Origin of the sequence: Streptomyces cellostaticus (genome assembly GCF_001513965.1) — a bacterium.
In the GTDB taxonomy this organism is placed as follows: Bacteria; Actinomycetota; Actinomycetes; order Streptomycetales; family Streptomycetaceae; genus Streptomyces; species Streptomyces cellostaticus.
In genome coordinates this window covers 302,121-317,471 of record NZ_KQ948017.1, presented here as the reverse complement: position 1 = coordinate 317,471, position 15,351 = coordinate 302,121, and the positions used below count along the sequence as shown (strand labels likewise).

Annotated in this window: 16 protein-coding genes and 1 pseudogene; 8 read left to right on the top strand and 9 right to left on the bottom strand. The window is 72.8% G+C overall.

The window, feature by feature from the left end; genetic code table 11:
- Positions 1–15: 15 nt before the first annotated feature.
- On the top strand, positions 16–2,205 hold the full coding sequence (gene katG / locus AQI88_RS08570; RefSeq protein WP_066994451.1) for a catalase/peroxidase HPI: 2,190 nt from the start codon (positions 16–18) through the stop codon (positions 2,203–2,205).
- A gap of 103 nt (positions 2,206–2,308) precedes the next feature.
- On the opposite strand, the gene AQI88_RS08565 is transcribed toward katG, so the two are convergent.
- The 4 genes from AQI88_RS08565 to AQI88_RS08550 form a co-directional block, all read right to left on the bottom strand.
- Positions 2,309–2,524, bottom strand: coding sequence for a hypothetical protein (locus AQI88_RS08565; protein ID WP_066994448.1), 216 nt, complete (start codon positions 2,522–2,524; stop codon positions 2,309–2,311).
- A gap of 213 nt (positions 2,525–2,737) precedes the next feature.
- Entirely contained in the window at positions 2,738–3,439 is a 702-nt protein-coding gene (locus AQI88_RS08560) for a response regulator (RefSeq protein WP_066994446.1), read from the bottom strand.
- 122 nt (positions 3,440–3,561) lie between these two features.
- Positions 3,562–4,242, bottom strand: coding sequence for a CBS domain-containing protein (locus tag AQI88_RS08555; protein WP_066994443.1), 681 nt, complete (start codon positions 4,240–4,242; stop codon positions 3,562–3,564).
- A 169-nt stretch (positions 4,243–4,411) separates the two neighbouring features.
- On the bottom strand, positions 4,412–4,813 hold the full coding sequence (locus tag AQI88_RS08550) for an STAS domain-containing protein (RefSeq protein ID WP_079057463.1): 402 nt from the start codon (positions 4,811–4,813) through the stop codon (positions 4,412–4,414).
- 246 nt (positions 4,814–5,059) lie between these two features.
- Between AQI88_RS08550 and AQI88_RS08545 the strand changes: the two genes are divergently transcribed.
- Positions 5,060–6,127 carry a zinc-dependent alcohol dehydrogenase family protein gene (locus AQI88_RS08545; RefSeq protein ID WP_066994441.1) on the top strand — a complete coding sequence of 356 codons (1,068 nt, stop codon included), beginning with the start codon at positions 5,060–5,062 and terminating at the stop codon, positions 6,125–6,127.
- A 98-nt stretch (positions 6,128–6,225) separates the two neighbouring features.
- On the opposite strand, the gene AQI88_RS08540 is transcribed toward AQI88_RS08545, so the two are convergent.
- On the bottom strand, positions 6,226–6,687 hold the full coding sequence (locus AQI88_RS08540) for a pyridoxamine 5'-phosphate oxidase family protein (protein ID WP_066994438.1): 462 nt from the start codon (positions 6,685–6,687) through the stop codon (positions 6,226–6,228).
- A gap of 275 nt (positions 6,688–6,962) precedes the next feature.
- On the opposite strand from AQI88_RS08540, the gene AQI88_RS08535 reads away from it, so the two are divergent.
- The 3 genes from AQI88_RS08535 (at position 6,963) to AQI88_RS08525 (ending at position 10,171) form a co-directional block, all read left to right on the top strand.
- Positions 6,963–8,681, top strand: a complete 1,719-nt coding sequence (locus AQI88_RS08535) for a sensor histidine kinase (RefSeq protein WP_244184089.1) — start codon at positions 6,963–6,965, stop codon at positions 8,679–8,681.
- A gap of 150 nt (positions 8,682–8,831) precedes the next feature.
- Positions 8,832–9,533, top strand: coding sequence for a CBS domain-containing protein (locus AQI88_RS08530; protein ID WP_066995027.1), 702 nt, complete (start codon positions 8,832–8,834; stop codon positions 9,531–9,533).
- A 35-nt stretch (positions 9,534–9,568) separates the two neighbouring features.
- Positions 9,569–10,171: an Rv1733c family protein gene (locus AQI88_RS08525; RefSeq protein WP_066994433.1), complete on the top strand. Its 603-nt coding sequence runs from the start codon at positions 9,569–9,571 to the stop codon at positions 10,169–10,171.
- Positions 10,172–10,251: 80 nt separating this feature from the next.
- On the opposite strand, the gene AQI88_RS08520 is transcribed toward AQI88_RS08525, so the two are convergent.
- Together AQI88_RS08520 and AQI88_RS08515 are read right to left on the bottom strand one after the other, a co-directional pair.
- Positions 10,252–10,950 carry a CBS domain-containing protein gene (locus AQI88_RS08520; RefSeq protein WP_066994430.1) on the bottom strand — a complete coding sequence of 233 codons (699 nt, stop codon included), beginning with the start codon at positions 10,948–10,950 and terminating at the stop codon, positions 10,252–10,254.
- Complete coding sequence (locus AQI88_RS08515) at positions 10,947–11,405, bottom strand: Crp/Fnr family transcriptional regulator (protein ID WP_066994427.1); 459 nt, start codon at positions 11,403–11,405, stop codon at positions 10,947–10,949. The genes AQI88_RS08520 and AQI88_RS08515 overlap by 4 nt, the downstream gene beginning before the upstream one ends.
- 252 nt (positions 11,406–11,657) lie before the next feature.
- On the opposite strand from AQI88_RS08515, the gene AQI88_RS08510 reads away from it, so the two are divergent.
- Positions 11,658–12,173 (top strand): CBS domain-containing protein, encoded by a 516-nt coding sequence (locus tag AQI88_RS08510; protein ID WP_066994424.1) that lies wholly within the window; start codon positions 11,658–11,660, stop codon positions 12,171–12,173.
- Positions 12,174–12,248: 75 nt separating this feature from the next.
- Here AQI88_RS08510 and AQI88_RS08505 read toward each other — a convergent pair whose 3' ends face one another.
- Together AQI88_RS08505 and AQI88_RS08500 are read right to left on the bottom strand one after the other, a co-directional pair.
- Positions 12,249–13,184 (bottom strand): serine hydrolase, encoded by a 936-nt coding sequence (locus tag AQI88_RS08505; protein ID WP_066994422.1) that lies wholly within the window; start codon positions 13,182–13,184, stop codon positions 12,249–12,251.
- Positions 13,181–14,170 carry a LysR family transcriptional regulator gene (locus AQI88_RS08500; protein WP_066994419.1) on the bottom strand — a complete coding sequence of 330 codons (990 nt, stop codon included), beginning with the start codon at positions 14,168–14,170 and terminating at the stop codon, positions 13,181–13,183. The genes AQI88_RS08505 and AQI88_RS08500 overlap by 4 nt, the downstream gene beginning before the upstream one ends.
- A 22-nt stretch (positions 14,171–14,192) precedes the next feature.
- Between AQI88_RS08500 and AQI88_RS48765 the strand changes: the two are divergent.
- Both AQI88_RS48765 and bla read left to right on the top strand, forming a co-directional pair.
- Positions 14,193–14,534, top strand: a pseudogene (locus AQI88_RS48765) (hypothetical protein); the annotation flags it as partial.
- Between the two features lie 64 nt (positions 14,535–14,598).
- Positions 14,599–15,222 (top strand): class A beta-lactamase, encoded by a 624-nt coding sequence (gene bla / locus AQI88_RS08495; protein ID WP_317932735.1) that lies wholly within the window; start codon positions 14,599–14,601, stop codon positions 15,220–15,222.
- The last annotated feature ends 129 nt before the right edge of the window (positions 15,223–15,351 follow it).

Here is a 15,351-nt window from a genome sequence, read left to right as displayed (position 1 = left end):
CGGAAGGATTCCCCCATGTCCGAGAACACCCCTGCCGAGGCGAAGTGCCCGGTCGCACACGACCGTGCCGCGCACCCGACCCAGGGCGGCGGGAACCGCCAGTGGTGGCCGGAGCGGCTCAACCTGAAGATCCTTGCCAAGAACCCGGCCGTGGCGAACCCGCTCGGTGAGGAGTTCGACTACGCCGAGGCGTTCAAGGCCCTCGACCTGGCCGCCGTCAAACAGGACATCGCCGAGGTGCTGACCACCTCGCAGGACTGGTGGCCGGCCGACTTCGGCAACTACGGCCCGCTGATGATCCGGATGGCCTGGCACAGCGCCGGCACCTACCGCATCAGCGACGGCCGCGGCGGCGCCGGCGCCGGTCAGCAGCGCTTCGCCCCGCTCAACAGCTGGCCGGACAACGGCAACCTCGACAAGGCCCGCCGTCTGCTGTGGCCCGTGAAGAAGAAGTACGGCCAGAGCATCTCCTGGGCCGACCTGATGATCCTCACCGGCAACGTGGCGCTGGAGCAGATGGGCTTCGAGACCTTCGGCTTCGGCGGCGGCCGCGCCGACGTCTGGGAGGCCGAGGAGGACGTCTACTGGGGTCCCGAGAGCGTCTGGCTCGACGACAAGCGCTACACCGGCGAGCGCGACCTGGAGAACCCGCTCGGCGCCGTCCAGATGGGTCTCATCTACGTCAACCCCGAGGGCCCCAACGGCAACCCGGACCCGATCGCCGCGGCCCGCGACATCCGTGAGACGTTCCGCCGCATGGCGATGAACGACGAGGAGACCGTCGCCCTCATCGCCGGTGGCCACACCTTCGGCAAGACCCACGGCGCGGGCCCGGCGGAGAACGTCGGCGCCGAGCCCGAGGCCGCCTCGATGGAGGAGCAGGGCCTGGGCTGGAAGAGCACCTACGGCACGGGCGTGGGCAAGGACGCCATCACCAGCGGCCTCGAGGTCACCTGGACCACCACCCCGACCCAGTGGAGCAACGGGTTCTTCAAGAACCTCTTCGAGTACGAGTACGAGCTCACCCAGAGCCCGGCCGGTGCCCACCAGTGGGTGGCGAAGGACGCCCCGGAGATCGTCCCGGACGCCTTCGACTCGTCGAAGAAGCACCGCCCGATGATGCTCACCACCGACCTGTCGCTGCGCTTCGACCCGGTCTACGAGCAGATCTCGCGCCGCTTCTACGAGAACCCCGACCAGTTCGCGGACGCCTTCGCCCGCGCCTGGTTCAAGCTGACCCACCGTGACATGGGCCCGAAGTCGCTGTACCTCGGCCCGGAGGTCCCCGAGGAGACCCTGCTGTGGCAGGACCCGCTGCCGCAGGCCGAGGGTGAGGCCGTCGACGCGGCCGACATCGCGGCCCTCAAGGCCAAGCTCCTCGACTCGGGCCTGACCGTCTCGCAGCTGGTGTCCACCGCGTGGGCGTCCGCCTCCACCTTCCGCGGCAGCGACAAGCGCGGCGGCGCCAACGGCGCCCGCATCCGCCTGGAGCCGCAGCGCAGCTGGGAGGCCAACGACCCCGACCAGCTGCGGCACGTCCTGAACGTCCTCGAGGGCGTCCAGTCGGAGTTCAACTCCGGTGCCAGGAAGGTCTCCCTGGCCGACCTCATCGTCCTCGGCGGTGCCGCCGCGATCGAGAAGGCCGCGGCGGACGCCGGCTTCGACGTGGAGGTCCCCTTCACGCCGGGCCGCGTGGACGCGACCGAGGAGCACACGGACGCCGAGTCGTTCGCCGCGCTGGAGCCGACCTGGGACGGCTTCCGCAACTACGTCGGCAAGGGCACCCGCCTCCCGGCCGAGTACCTGCTGCTCGACAAGGCGAACCTGCTCACCCTGAGCGCCCCCGAGACGACGGCCCTCGTCGGCGGCCTGCGCGTCCTGGGCGCCAACACCGGCCAGTCCGCGCACGGCGTCTTCACCGACACCCCGGGCACGCTGACCAACGACTTCTTCGTCAACCTGCTCGACCTGGGTACGACCTGGAAGTCCACCTCCGAGGACCAGCACACCTTCGAGGGCCGCGACGCCGCCACGGGCGAGCTGAAGTGGACCGGCACCCGTGCCGACCTCGTCTTCGGCTCCAACTCCGAGCTGCGCGCTCTCGCCGAGGTCTACGCGAGCGACGACGCGAAGGAGAAGTTCGTGAACGACTTCGTCGCGGCGTGGGTCAAGGTGTCGAACCTGGACCGTTTCGACCTGGTCTGATCAACCCCCTGAAGGCGTCCGGGCCGCCCCTCACGGGGCGGGCCGGACGCCTTCCGCGTGCACCGGTCAGGGCGGCCACGCAACCGCATCCTTGCCCCCGGCCTCAGCCGAACAGGCTCCGCACCCGGATCGTCTCGACGCGCCGCCAGGTGCCGCCGGGCAGCAGGACCCAGTCGCCGGCCGTACCGCGGCCGCTCCACTGCGGCGGACCGCCGGCCGTCGCCCGCGGTGCGGGGACCCGCGTCGCGCCGTGCGCCGGCAGCCGGTCGCCGCCGCGGGCGCGCCCGCCCCGCCGCCGGGCCCGGGCACGCCTGCTCACGGCCCCACCCGTCCGCGGCCTTCCCGCGTGGTCGCACTCCGGCCGGTGAACCGCCGTGCGTCGCCCGTGCGCCCCTGCATGATCACTCACTCCTCGACCGTCCTGGCCTTCCTCAAGCATGAACCCCGAACGCGCTGCGCGCGGTGGCAGCCCCCCCGGCCGCGGTCGTGCGCGCCGAGCAGACGTTTGAGCCGTCGTCCGACCTCCCCGTCCTCACGGCGACGGGCGTGGCCCGGTGTCCCACTGGTCCAGATGGGACGCGAGGACGGCCGCCTGGACGCGGCGCTGGACGCCCAGCTTGGCCAGGAGGCGTGAGATGTGGTTCTTGACGGTCTTCTCCGACAGATACAGCTCCTTGCCGATCTCGCGGTTGGTCAGGCCCTCGCCGATGAGCGCCAGGATGTCCCGTTCCCGGGGCGACAGGCTCGACAGCTCCGGCGGCAGCGCAGAAGCCCCACCCGGGTCGGCCCGCAGGGAGTGCATGAGGCGGGCCGTCGTCGCGGGGTCCAGCATCGACTGCCCCGAGGCGACCGTGCGCACCGCCGACACCAGGTCGGAGCCCTTGATCTGCTTCAGGACATAGCCGGCGGCACCGGCCATGATCGCGTCCAGCAGGGCTTCCTCGTCGTCGAACGAGGTCAGCATCAGACACGCCAGCCCGGGCATCCGGCTGCGCAGTTCCCGGCAGACCGAGATGCCGTCGCCGTCCGGCAACCGTACGTCGAGCACGGCGACATGCGGCCGTAGGGCGGGCCCGCGGGCGAGTGCGTGCTGGGCGGTGTCGGCGTCACCCACCACCGCGATGTCCGGTTCCGCGCCGAGCAGGTCGGCCAGGCCGCGCCGTACGACCTCGTGGTCGTCCAGCAGGAACACCCGGATCGGATCCTGCTCCGTGAAGGTGCGTGTCTCGGCCATGACGACCTCTCGTTACCCGGTCCCGGACAGCCCGTCGGGCCGCCCACGAGGCCGATCATCACGTGCCGCCGCCGGATGCACCAGGGCCGACCGGCCCCACTCACCGTGCGGACTTACCGCCCTCACGGGCCGAGCCGCTCGGCCGCCTGCCGTGCCTCGCCGGCGTGCGACAGATCGACATGGACGTCCACCACCCCTTCGACGGCCCGCACCAGGCGCGCGGCCACCGGGACCAGGGAGGTGTCGCGGACCCGGCCGACCAGCGTCACGACCCCGTCGTGCACCTCCACCTGGATGGCCGAGGCCGGCAGCGGGAAGAGGTGCGCCACGACCTCGCGCCGGACCTGCTCGGCGATCTCCTCGTCCCCGCGCAGGAACACCTTGAGCAGGTCGCAGCGGCTGACGACGCCCTGCAGCAGGCCGAGCTCGTCCACCACCGGCAGCCGCTTGACCCCGGCGCGCGCCATGAGGCGCGCGGCCTCGCCGAGCGTCGCGCGCGGCGAGACCGTGAGCGCGGGCGAGGACATCAGGTCCTCGGCGGTGCGCGCTTCGGCCTTCGCCGGATCGGCGCGGCGGCGCAGCCGGACGCATTCCTCGTCGGGGGCGTCCCGGCCCTCCTCCTTGGACAGCAGGTCGGCCTCGGAGACCACACCGACCACCCGGCCCTCGCCTTCCAGCACGGGGAGGGCGCCGACCCGCCAGTCCTGCATCAGCTGCACGATCTCCTTGAGGCCGGCTCGCGGGCCGACGGCGACGACCGTGTGGGTCATGACGTCGCTGACGATGTGCGGGCTGCCGTACATGATGACTCCGTGGGCTCTTCGCGGCTGGTCCCGTCCCCTTCCAGCGTCTGCCGGTGCGGAGCGCCGGGACAGGGGCCGCCCGGCCCTTCGCGCGGGCCGTTCGGCTTCCTGGAGTGCGCTTTGCGCCCACGCACGGCGCCGGAAGCCCTCGGCGCCGCGACACCCCGGGCTAGCCGGTGCCGTCGGTACCGGGCCCGGAGGCCCGCGGGAGCTGTGGAAGCACCTCGAAGACGCCCGACAGGCCCGTGGCGCGCAATATCAGCAGCAAGCCCGCGCTGTCGGCGACCAGCCGCAGCCGGCCCCGCCGGGACAGCACCCGCTTGCGGGTCCGGCACAGCACGCCGAGCCCCGTGCAGTCGATGAAGGAGACCGGCCGCAGATCGAGCACCAGGTCGGGGCGCGGGTGCGCGGTCAGCTCGTCGAGCCGCTGCGCCAGTGCGGTCGCGGTCAGCAGGTCGATCTCGCCGTGCAGGGGCACGACGGTCGCCTCACCCGGTGCGCAGTCCGTCGTGGACCCTGCCGGCCACGCGGGGTCTTCGTCCACGGGCCCCGTCAGGTGGTTCTCGTACATGGCAGGAGCCAACCCGGATCCGGGAACGCGCAGTAGGGCCGTTCGGCCCCTGTCCCGGGACCGTTCGGGGCACGCCGGCCCCTGTCGCCGGAGCCGGCCGGGCACCGTCCGGCCGGGCGGCAGGGGCCGGACGGCCCAAGCGGAACCGCTCTCCCACCGGAGAAGCTGAACCTGCGGGGCGACTGCGGCACCGTGCCGGGAACCACGGGTCTCGCGACGGACCGACCGAAGAGGGTGAGGAGCGCGATGAAAGGCTTCGTCTTCCACGGCCCCGGAGAGTCCTCCTGGCAGGACGTCCCGGACCCGGCCGTCAAGGAGCCCACCGACGCGATCGTGCAGGTCGGGGTCGTCACGATCTGCGGGACGGACCTGCACATCCTCAAGGGCGACGTGCCCGAGGTGCGCCCGGGAACGGTCCTGGGCCACGAGGCCGTCGGCGAGATCGTCGAGGTGGGCAGCGACGTGCGCACCGTGCGGCCCGGGGACCGGGTCCTGGTCTCCTGCATCACCTCCTGCGGAAGGTGCCGCTTCTGCCGGGAGCGCAGCTACGGCCAGTGCCGGGGCGGCGGAGGCTGGATCCTCGGCCACCTGATCGACGGCACCCAGGCCGAGTACGTCCGCGTGCCCTGTACCGACCTGTCCGTCCATCCGCTGCCCGGTACGGTCCGCAGCGAGGACGCCGTGCTGCTCGCGGACATCTTCCCGACCGCCTACGAGGTGGGTGTCCTCAACGGGCACGTACGCCCCGGCGACACCGTCGCCGTCGTCGGTGCCGGCCCCATCGGGCTCGCCGCGATCGCCACGGCCCGCCTGTTCTCGCCCGAGCGGATCATCGCGGTGGACCTGGCACCGGCCCGGCTGGAGGCGGCCCGGCGGCTCGGCGCCGACGCGGTGGCCGACGTCCATGAGGCGCCCCGGCAGCTGGTGGACGACCTGACCGACGGGCTCGGCGCGGACGTGGTGATCGAGGCGGTCGGCGTCCCGGAAAGCTTCGAGCTGTGCACCCGCATGGTCCGCCCGGGCGGACACGTGGCCAACATCGGTGTCCACGGCAAGCCTGCCACGCTGCACCTCGAAGACCTGTGGATCAAGGACGTGACCATCACGACCGGGCTGGTGGACACGTACTCCACGCCGACCCTGCTGCGGATGGCCGCCGCCGGGCGGCTGCCGACCGGTCAACTGGTCACCCACATCTTTCCGCTGAACCACATGGCGGAGGCCTACGACGTCTTCTCCGGGGCCGCCGAGACCGGCGCGCTCAAGGTGGTCCTCGGCGGCGAGCAGCACGAAGTGGCAGTCCCCGCGGCCTGACGGCCTGACGACCTGACGAGAGACGAGAGTGGCGTGACGGAGATCCGATCAGGGTGGGGGACCATCGACCGGATCAGAGCGGGGGACCATCGCGACGGTCAGCCGTCCTTGCCGCGGCGCCCCGTCCCGGACTCGGTGAGGAGCACCCCGGTGACCAGATCGGGGCGGATGCGTACCGCGTGGTCCATGCCCTGGTGCGGCGCCCAGGGATGCAGCAGCCCCCGGATTCGGGCCAGTTCGCCGGGGTCGGTGACCAGGCGGGCGTAGCCCGTCACCACCACGCTCCAGCCGAGGTGGGTGTCCGGGTCGATGGCGTCGGCCTCGTAGGCGACGACGACACCGGTGCCGTCGGCCTGTTGGGCCTGGGAGGTCAGCGCGGCGGCCTCGTGGGTGCGGATGACGATGTCGCCGCCGTCCAGGACGTGGTTGACCGGGCGGACGGTGGGCAGGGCCTGCCGGGTGAAGACGATCCTGCCCAGGGACACGCTGCCCAGCAGCCGCAGCGCCTCGGCACGGTCGAGCTCGATGCGCCGGTGCGTCGGACGGTCGTTACGGATCATGGCAGGCTTCTTCGACGGGTAAGGGCGGAGCGACACCGCGGGGGATCGGTGCCGCTCCTGTTCCCACTGTGGCGCACGACAGTGCTTCCACTCCAGTGCCGTTCGGCCCTGATACGGGGTCGTACGTCCCTCGGCACGTACCGGAAGCGGACCAGCACGCCACCCCGGCTCTGCGGTCTCGGCAGGGGTCCGTATCGTGCCGCGCCGTGGACCGATACCGTGGCATATGACCCCACCGGTTCCGAGCCATGCGCCGATGGAAGCGGGAGAACGTGGTGACCGGCACAGAGGAGCCCCGCGTACAGCTGCCGCAGCTGCGGCTGGACGAGCTGCTGGAGGAGTTGCAGGCCCGGCTCGACGCGGCCCGTGGCACCCGGGACCGGGTGCACAGCCTGCTGGAGGCGGTCCTCTCCGTCGGCCGGGAACTGGACCTGGAACAGGCCCTGCACTCCATCGTGGACGCGGCCGCGGCCCTCGTGGACGCCGAATACGCCGCCCTCGGAGTCATCGGACCCGACGGCAAGACCCTGTCGGGCTTCCACACCGTCGGCTTCACCGAGGAGCAGATCGCCGGGATCGGCCCCTACCCGCAGGGCCACGGCATCCTCGGCGAGCTGATCCGGCATCCGGAGCCGCTGCGGCTGGCGAAACTCTCCCGGCATCCGGCCTCGTACGGCTTCCCGCCGGGCCATCCGCCGATGAACAGCTTCCTCGGCGTTCCGATCCGGGTACGCGACCAGGTCTTCGGCAATCTGTACCTGACCGAGAAGCGGGGCGGGGCGCAGTTCGACGAGGAGGACGAGTCGGTACTCGCCACGCTGGCCGTGGCGGCCGGTGTGGCCATCGACAACGCCCGCCTGTACGAGGAGTCCCGGCTGCGCGAGCGCTGGCTGCGGGCGAACGCGGAGATCACCCACAGCCTGATGTCCGGCAGCGAACGCGCCGAGGCCCTGGACCTGATCGCCGAACGGGCCCGGGAGATCTCGGACGCGGCCCTGGCCGCGGTCGCGATGCCCCTGGAGGGCAGCGGTTCGCTCAGCGTGGAGATCGCCGTCGGAGTGGACGCGGAGGCACACCGGGGGCTCGTGCTGCCCCTGCGGCGGAGCCTGATGGGGCTTGCCTTCTGTGCCGCCGCCCCGGTCACCAGCGACGACGTCGCCCACGACGAGCGGGTCTCGCCCGAACCCCCGCGCTTCGGCGGCCTCGGCCCCGCCGTGGCCGTCCCCATCGGCACCGGTGAAGGCGGCGTCCGCGGAGTCGTCCTGCTGGCACGCGAGGACGGACGGCCGGTGTTCTCGGCCAAGGAGACCCAGATGCTCGTGGGGTTCGCCGCGCAGGCCGCGATCGCGATGGAGCTGGCCGAGCGCCGGCACGACGCCGAGCAGATCGCACTGCTCAAGGACCGCGACCGGATCGCCCGGGACCTGCACGACGTGGCCATTCAGCGGCTGTTCGCCACCGGCATGACCCTGCAGAGCGCGGGCCGCTTCATCGAGCACCCGGAGGCCGCCGAACGCGTGCTGCGCGCCGTGGACGACCTGGACGAGACCATCAAGATCATCAGGTCGGCCATCTTCGGGCTGCGGGCACGCGAGGGAGCCGTCGGCAGCGGGCTGCGGGCCCGGGTCGTCCTGGTGGCCGGCGAGGCGGCTCCGGTGCTGGGCTTCAGCCCCGCCGTGCGCATGGAGGGCCTGGTCGACACCGAGGTGCCGCGCGACATCGCCGACCACGTCGTGGCCGTACTCTCCGAGGCCCTCACCAACATCGCCCGGCACGCCCACGCCGACCGGGCCGACGTGCTGCTGACGACCGACGGCAGCGAGGTGCGCCTGAAGGTCGCGGACAACGGTGTGGGCATCCCGCCCGACGGCCGGCGCAGCGGGCTGCGGAACATGGCCGAGCGGGCGGAACAACTGGGCGGACGGCTGGAGGTGTCCCGCTCCGACGGTGGCGGCGCCACGCTCACCTGGTGGGTGCCGCTGCCCGCGAAGTAGGGGCCGCGGCAGGGCCGGGACCTGGGCCGCCACGGCCGCCGGTGCCGCCGTCGGGGCCCGGAGCCGGGCCACTCGGCCCATGCGCCGAACGAGTTCTGGGCCGCAGGCTGAGGGTGTCCCGTGACGGCACCCGAACCCTTGGAGGACGCCATGGAGAGCACTGCGATCGTCGTCGAGGACGTGATGACCCGCAGGGTCGTCGCCCTGCGCACCGGTGCCGCCTTCAAGGACATCGTGAAGACCATGCGCGAGTGGAGGGTCAGCGCCTTCCCGGTGCTCGACGCCGACGGACGCGTCGTGGGTGTCGTCTCCGAGGCCGATCTGCTGGCCAAGGAGGAGTTCCGCGAGGCAGACCCCGACCGGAACGGGCAGGCCCGGCCTCCCGTCGGCATCTCGAGGGCGGACGCGGTGACCGCGGCGGAGCTGATGACCGCGCCGGCCGTCACCGTCGCGCCGGACGCCTCCCTCGCGCACGCCGCCCGCGTCATGGCCCGCCACCAGGTCAAGCGGCTGCCGGTCGTCGGTCACGACGGCACCCTGAAGGGCATCGTCAGCCGCTCCGACCTGCTGAAGGTCTTCCTGCGGGACGACGCGGACATCGCCGAGGAGGTCCGGCGCGACGTCGTCGCAAGGCTCTTCGGCACCCACGCGGCGGCCGTGCGGATCGAGGTGCACGATGGTGTCGTGACGCTTACGGGCCGGGTCCGCGAAACGGCTCTGGTGCCGGTCGCCGCCCGCCTCGCCCGAGCCGTGGCCGGCGTGGTGGACGTGCGGTGCGCCCTGTCCGGTCCGCCCCGTCACCCGGACCTCGACCCGGACCTTCCGGACGCCGAGCGGACCCGAATGTCCTGACGGGCGGCCGCCGGCAGCGAGAGGAGGCGGCGACCATGACACGGACACCTCCCACGACGGTGGCACGGGTGCGGCTGTGGCGGTGGCGGCCCAACACCCTCAAGCGGCACAGCGACGTCTTCGAGGCCTGGATCGTGCTGGTCACATGGATCCTCGCCCTGGCGGTCGGAGCGCTCGCGGGCCAGGCGGCGGCCCACTCCATGGACTCGGCGCTCTCCGCGCGGCGGGCCCAGGTACACGCCGTGTCCGCCGTCCTCACCGACGGCGCCGCGAAGGCTCCGCCCGCCGCCGGCGGATACGACGACGGCCGGGTGTGGGCCACCGTGCGTTGGACGACCGCGGACGGTGTCGTGCACACGGACCGGGCGAAGGTCTACCCGGGCGCCCCGGCGGGCAGCCCGGTCACGGTGTGGACGGACGGCACGGGCCGGATCGTCTCCGCGCCCACCACCCCGACGGAGGGCATGCTGCAGACGGTCCTCGCCGGTGTCCTCGTGGCGCAGGTCGCGGGCACGGCCGTCTGGGCCTCGGGCTGGCTGGTCCGCACCCGGCTGGTCCGGCGGCGGCTGGCCGAATGGGACGAGGAATGGAAGCGGGTCGGGCCCGAGTGGCGGAACCTGAGCGGGGGCAGGGGCTGATCACCGGCGAGGGAGGCGGCTGAGCCGGGCCCGGCCTCGGCAACGGCCTGACACCGTCACTCGACAACGGCCTGACACCCTCACTCCGCCTCGGCCGCGGTGAGCCGGCAGTCCACGCCCACCACGCCCTCGACGCCCTGGACCATGCGGACCGCCGGCGGAATCGACGCGGCGTCCCGGACCCGTCCGGTCAGCGTCGCGACGCCCTCGCGGACCATGATGTGCACGGGCTCGACCGGGGCCGGGAAGAGGACGTCGAGGACGTCACGGCGGATCTCGTCGGCGAGGTCGTCGTCCGGGCGCAGGAACACCTTGAGCAGGTCTCCGCGGCTCACGACACCTTCGAGCAGGCCCTCGGCGTTCACCACCGGCAGCCGTTTGACGTGCCGCAGGGCCATGATGCGGGCGGCCTCGGCGAGCGTGGCGTCGGCGTGCACGGTGACGGCCGGCGCGTTCATCAGCTCCTGCGCGGTCACCGCCCCGGCCTTGGCCAGGCCGGACAGCCGCCGCGGCTGCGTGAACCGGTCCGGATCGCTGTCCCGGAACTCCTCCTTGGGCAGCAGATCGGCCTCGGACACCACCCCGATCACCCGGCCGTCGCCCGCCAGCACGGGAAGTGCGCTGACCTTCCACTGCTCCATGCGTTCGACCATGTCCTTGAACAGAGCCCTGCGGCCCACCGCGACGACGGCGCGCGTCATCACCTCACTCACCCGGTGCGGGCTGCCGGGCACACTCTCCTCCCCGGAACGCCGGCGCGGCCCCGACACGGCGGTCATGCCGGACCGCCACTGCCGTAGGGGGCGTAGAGATCGAGCAGCCGGACCCGGGAGGCGTGCAGCCGCTGGGCGACCACCCGTCCGACCCAGACCGCGACGGCCCGCCCGAACTCGGCGTCCTCGGCGCACATCGTCCGCACGGCCCCGGCGTCGAACTCCCAGGCCCGCACCGGGCTCATCGCCTCGGCGCCCAGGTGCCAGATGTGCGGCGCGAAGTGCCAGGACCAGCCGAGCAGTTCGCCGGATCCGAGCGACTCGATGACGGCCGGACGGCGGCCGGGCACATGCAGGTCGAGGGCGACGGTCCCGGTGCGGACGATCCAGAAGCGGTCGGCGCGCCGGCCTTCCTCGAACAGGCGGGTCCCGGCCTCGAAGGAGACCTCGCGGGCGAGGCGCATCAGCCGTTCGCGGTACGCAGGCTCAAGAGCCGTGGTCATGGTGGTGGCGGAGGTCATCGCACCGGCTCCCTTCGTGGCGGGTGCTCCCAGCGTGCCCGCGCCCTCGCCCCGGCACCACGGGCCGCCCGGGCCCCCTCGGGGGTCTTTCGGCCCACGCGCGCGAGGGCGCCGTAACCGTCATGAGGGCCCAATGGCCCCCCGCCTTGGCCTCACCGGCTCAAGACGCGCTCCACGGCCCGGACGACCGTGGAGAGACAGGCACCTCGGACTGGTGCGACCACGATGCGGGCTGAGCGGGAGGAGGCAGTCGTGGAGGAGAAGCTTTCGGTGGGCGCCCTGATGAACGAGGCGCCGTACTCGATCAGCGAGGACGAGACGCTGCTGATGGCCTGGGAGGTCATGGAACGGTCCGGGCAGCGCCATCTGCCGGTGGTCCGTCCGGACGGCTGCTGTGCCGGTGTGCTCGACGGCGCCGAGCTGGCCGTCGCCTGTGCGGCTCCCGCAGTGGCACTGTCCCGCCGGCGGGTGCGCGACCTCGTGTACGGGCGTCGCACGGTCACGGTCCATCCGGAGGAGTCGACGCTCCGCGCGGCGGCCGTGATGACGGAGGAGCACATGGACGCGCTGCCGGTCACCGACGCGCACGGGCGACTGACCGGCCTGCTCACCGCGCGGGACTACGTCGCCGCCGCCGCGGGCCTGCACCGGCGCTCCCGACCGGCACAGGAGGCGCCCCACCCGCCTCACCCGCCCCACATGCGTGCCACGCTGTCCGGGCTGCCGCCTCGTGGCAGGGACCGGGAACGCGGCATTCCCATCCCGTAGGGGAGACCGGCCGGCTCCGGGGTGCTCCGCGGCCGCGTACGCACCGGTGTGGTGCCCCCCGGATGCCGTGCCTCCTCAGCCGCGCAGCGCCTCGAACGCCTGCCGCGCGCCGTTCCCGATCGCGAAGTCGATGTCCGGTGCCAGGCCCGCCCGCCGGTCCGCGCGGGTGAGCGCCGCCATGGCCACCCGGTCTCCGGAGTCCGCCTCCACCACGCCGATCTCGTGCCGCAGGTGCAGGAACGTGCCCGTCTTGCCGCTCCACCGCAGGGAGTCCGCACGCAGTTCACCGGCCAGCCGCTGGGTGAAGACCTGAAGGCCCATCAGCCGGCGCAGCTCGGCCGTCGCCCGCGGATGGGAGATCTCGTCCCGCCACACCCGCTGCAACAGGCCCACGAGCGCCTCGGCCGAGCCGAGGTTGGCGTGGGCCGGGTCCAGGGTCTCGATGGTGTGCCGTCCCGCACGCTCGTCGCGGACCGCCAGTTCCAGGGCGAGGGAGAAGTCGTTGCCCGCGGCACCGGCGGCGCATTCGTACATGTGGTTCATCCGGTGCCGCACCCGTATGCCTTCGCAACCCCACGCACGCAGGCGTGCATCGACGTCCGCCACCGGCACCAGATCGAACAGCGCGTCGGCGGCGGCGTTGTCGCTCACCGACAGCATCAGCAGGAGCAGGTCGCCGACGGCCACGGTGGCCGGATGCCGGAACGCCGCCAGCCCGGTGGGTCCGACGCTGCTCGTGGCAGGGTCGAGCGTCACCGGGCGTGCCGGGTCGAGGTCCCCGGCCGCGATCCGGTCCAGTACGGCCAGAGCGAGCGGCACCTTCACCACCGAGGCCAGCGGCAGCGACTCCTCGACGTCGAAGCCGAGTTGCTCGCCCGAGTCGATGTTGCGGGCGAGGAACGAGCCGCGGACCCCGAGGGCCGCCCAGTCCCGTGCGATCGCCTCGGCGACGTCGAGGAGGGCGCCGTCACCGGCGACACAGGCCGGGCGGTGGGCCGCTTCCGCGCTCATCCGCGTGCCGCCAGCCGCGCCGGGACGTCCTCGCCCGCGGCGCCGGGCCGCCGAGGATCCGCCACGGCGCTCGCGGCGCCGGCTGCTCCCGCCAGCGCTGCGACCAGCCAGTCGGGCACGTCCACCGCGCCCCGCTGACGCCGTGTCCCCTGCACGTCGTACCCCCGGTGCAGCGAGGCATCGGCCAGCGGCGCCCAACCCGCCCCGTGCTGCCGCGCGAACGGCTCGGCACACAGCAGCATCGACCGGCCGGCCAGGGTCTCGGCGAGCGCGGTGGCCGCCGGTCCGGCCGACCGGATCAGCCCTTCCGGCAGCCCGGATCGAGCGGCGCTACGCACCAACCTGTCGTACGCGTACGGCACTTCGTCCTCCGTCAGGATCAGCAGTGGCAGTGCGGCGGGGAGCCCACCGCCGGTGGCCCGGCTCCGGCGCGGCCGCAGATCCTCCAGGTGCACCGCGCGCCGCCGGCTTCCGCGCGTCGGCTCCGGCCCGTCGGACGGCGGCGCCGACGCCAGGCCGAGCGGTACCCGGAGCGCCGCGTGCTCCGGAGCGGTACGCACCAGCGCGTAGGCGAGCGAACCGTCGGCCAGCCCGGCCACCCGTTCCTCCGGCGGCAGTTCGCGTACGCCGAGTGTGATCCCGCGTTCGGCACCGGCCCGGATCACGCGCGCCAGCGCCGCCGGAGCGCAGTCCGCGGGCACCCCGACGGCCCGCACCTGCGCCTGCCGGGCCGACCGGGCGGCCTGCCCCAGCCGCTCGGCCCGGTCCAGCACGTCCTGCGCGTACGGAAGCAGCAGCATGCCGAACTCGGTCGTCGTGACCTGCCGCCGCGACCGGTCGAACAGCAGGCCCCCGAAGTGCGCCTCCAGTGTCTTGATACGGCGGCTGAGGAGCGGCTGGGCGATCCCGAGCCGCTCTGCCGCGCGCGAGAAGCTCGACTCGTCGACGGTCGCGACGTACGCCTCCAGGTGCGCGAGGAGATCCATCCAGAAGTCATATCAATAAGTTATGGCGCCTTCAAAGTTCACTCTTGGACATGAGTGGAGTCCTGCTGTTTCGCTGTCCCCGTCGAAGATCCACCAAGCCGACGACGGACGACCAGGGAGAACTCCGCACATGACCAGTGCCACACCGCTGCCGCGCCGCCGCCTGTTCAAGGCCGGTCTCGCCCTCACCACCGCCGCCGCCATCGCCCCCGTCACGGCGGCGCCGGCCGCGTCGGCGGCCCAGGGCCCCGAAGCGGCGGACCCGCACACCGAGTTGAGCGATCTGGAACAGCGCTACGACGCGCGTCTTGGCGTGTACGCCCGGAACGTGCGCAGCGGTCGGACCGTGGCGTACCGCGCGGGGGAGCGATTCGCGATGTGCTCGACCTTCAAGGCGTTCGCGGCCGCGGCCGTTCTGCGTGACTGCGGTGACTGCGCACCGCTGGACAAGGTCATCCACTACCCCGCCGAGGGACATCCTGGCGAACTCGCAGAAGACCGAGGAGCACCTCGCCACCGGCATGTCGGTGGGCGACCTGTGCGCGGCCGCGATCCAGTACAGCGACAACGCGGCCGGCAACCTCCTGCTGCGCCAGATCGGCGGGCCGGAGGGCCTCACCCGGTTCTTCCGGTCCCTCGGCGACCCGGTGAGCCGGCTCGACCGGTGGGAGACCGACCTGAACACCGCCGTCCCCGGCGACGTGCGCGACACCACGACCGCAGAGGCCATCGGCCGCAGCTTCGAGCGGCTGACGCTGGGGCGGGCGCTGGAGGACACCGACCGTGCGCAGCTCGTCACCTGGCTGAAGGGCAACACCACCAGCACCCGACGCTTCGGCGCCGGGCTGCCGCAGGGCTGGGTCCTCGCCGACAAGACGGGTACCGGCGACTACGCGACCGCCCACGACATCGGCGTCGCCTGGACGACCCGGAACACCCCGGTCCTGCTGGCCGTGCTGTCCACCAGGCCGGCCAAGGACGCCCCCGTGGACGACGCGCTGATCGCCGAAGCGGCACGCGTGCTGGCGCGCACCCTCGCACCCGGCGAGTAAGTCCCGCGCGGGCCGTGTGCTGGTTCAAGTTCAGGTAACTGAATTCTGATCAAGTACAAGGCTATTGACGCGCTCATGGCACCTCCTTACGGTCGGAGAAAGCGCTTTCCGTAGCCGTGGTGCGCTGTC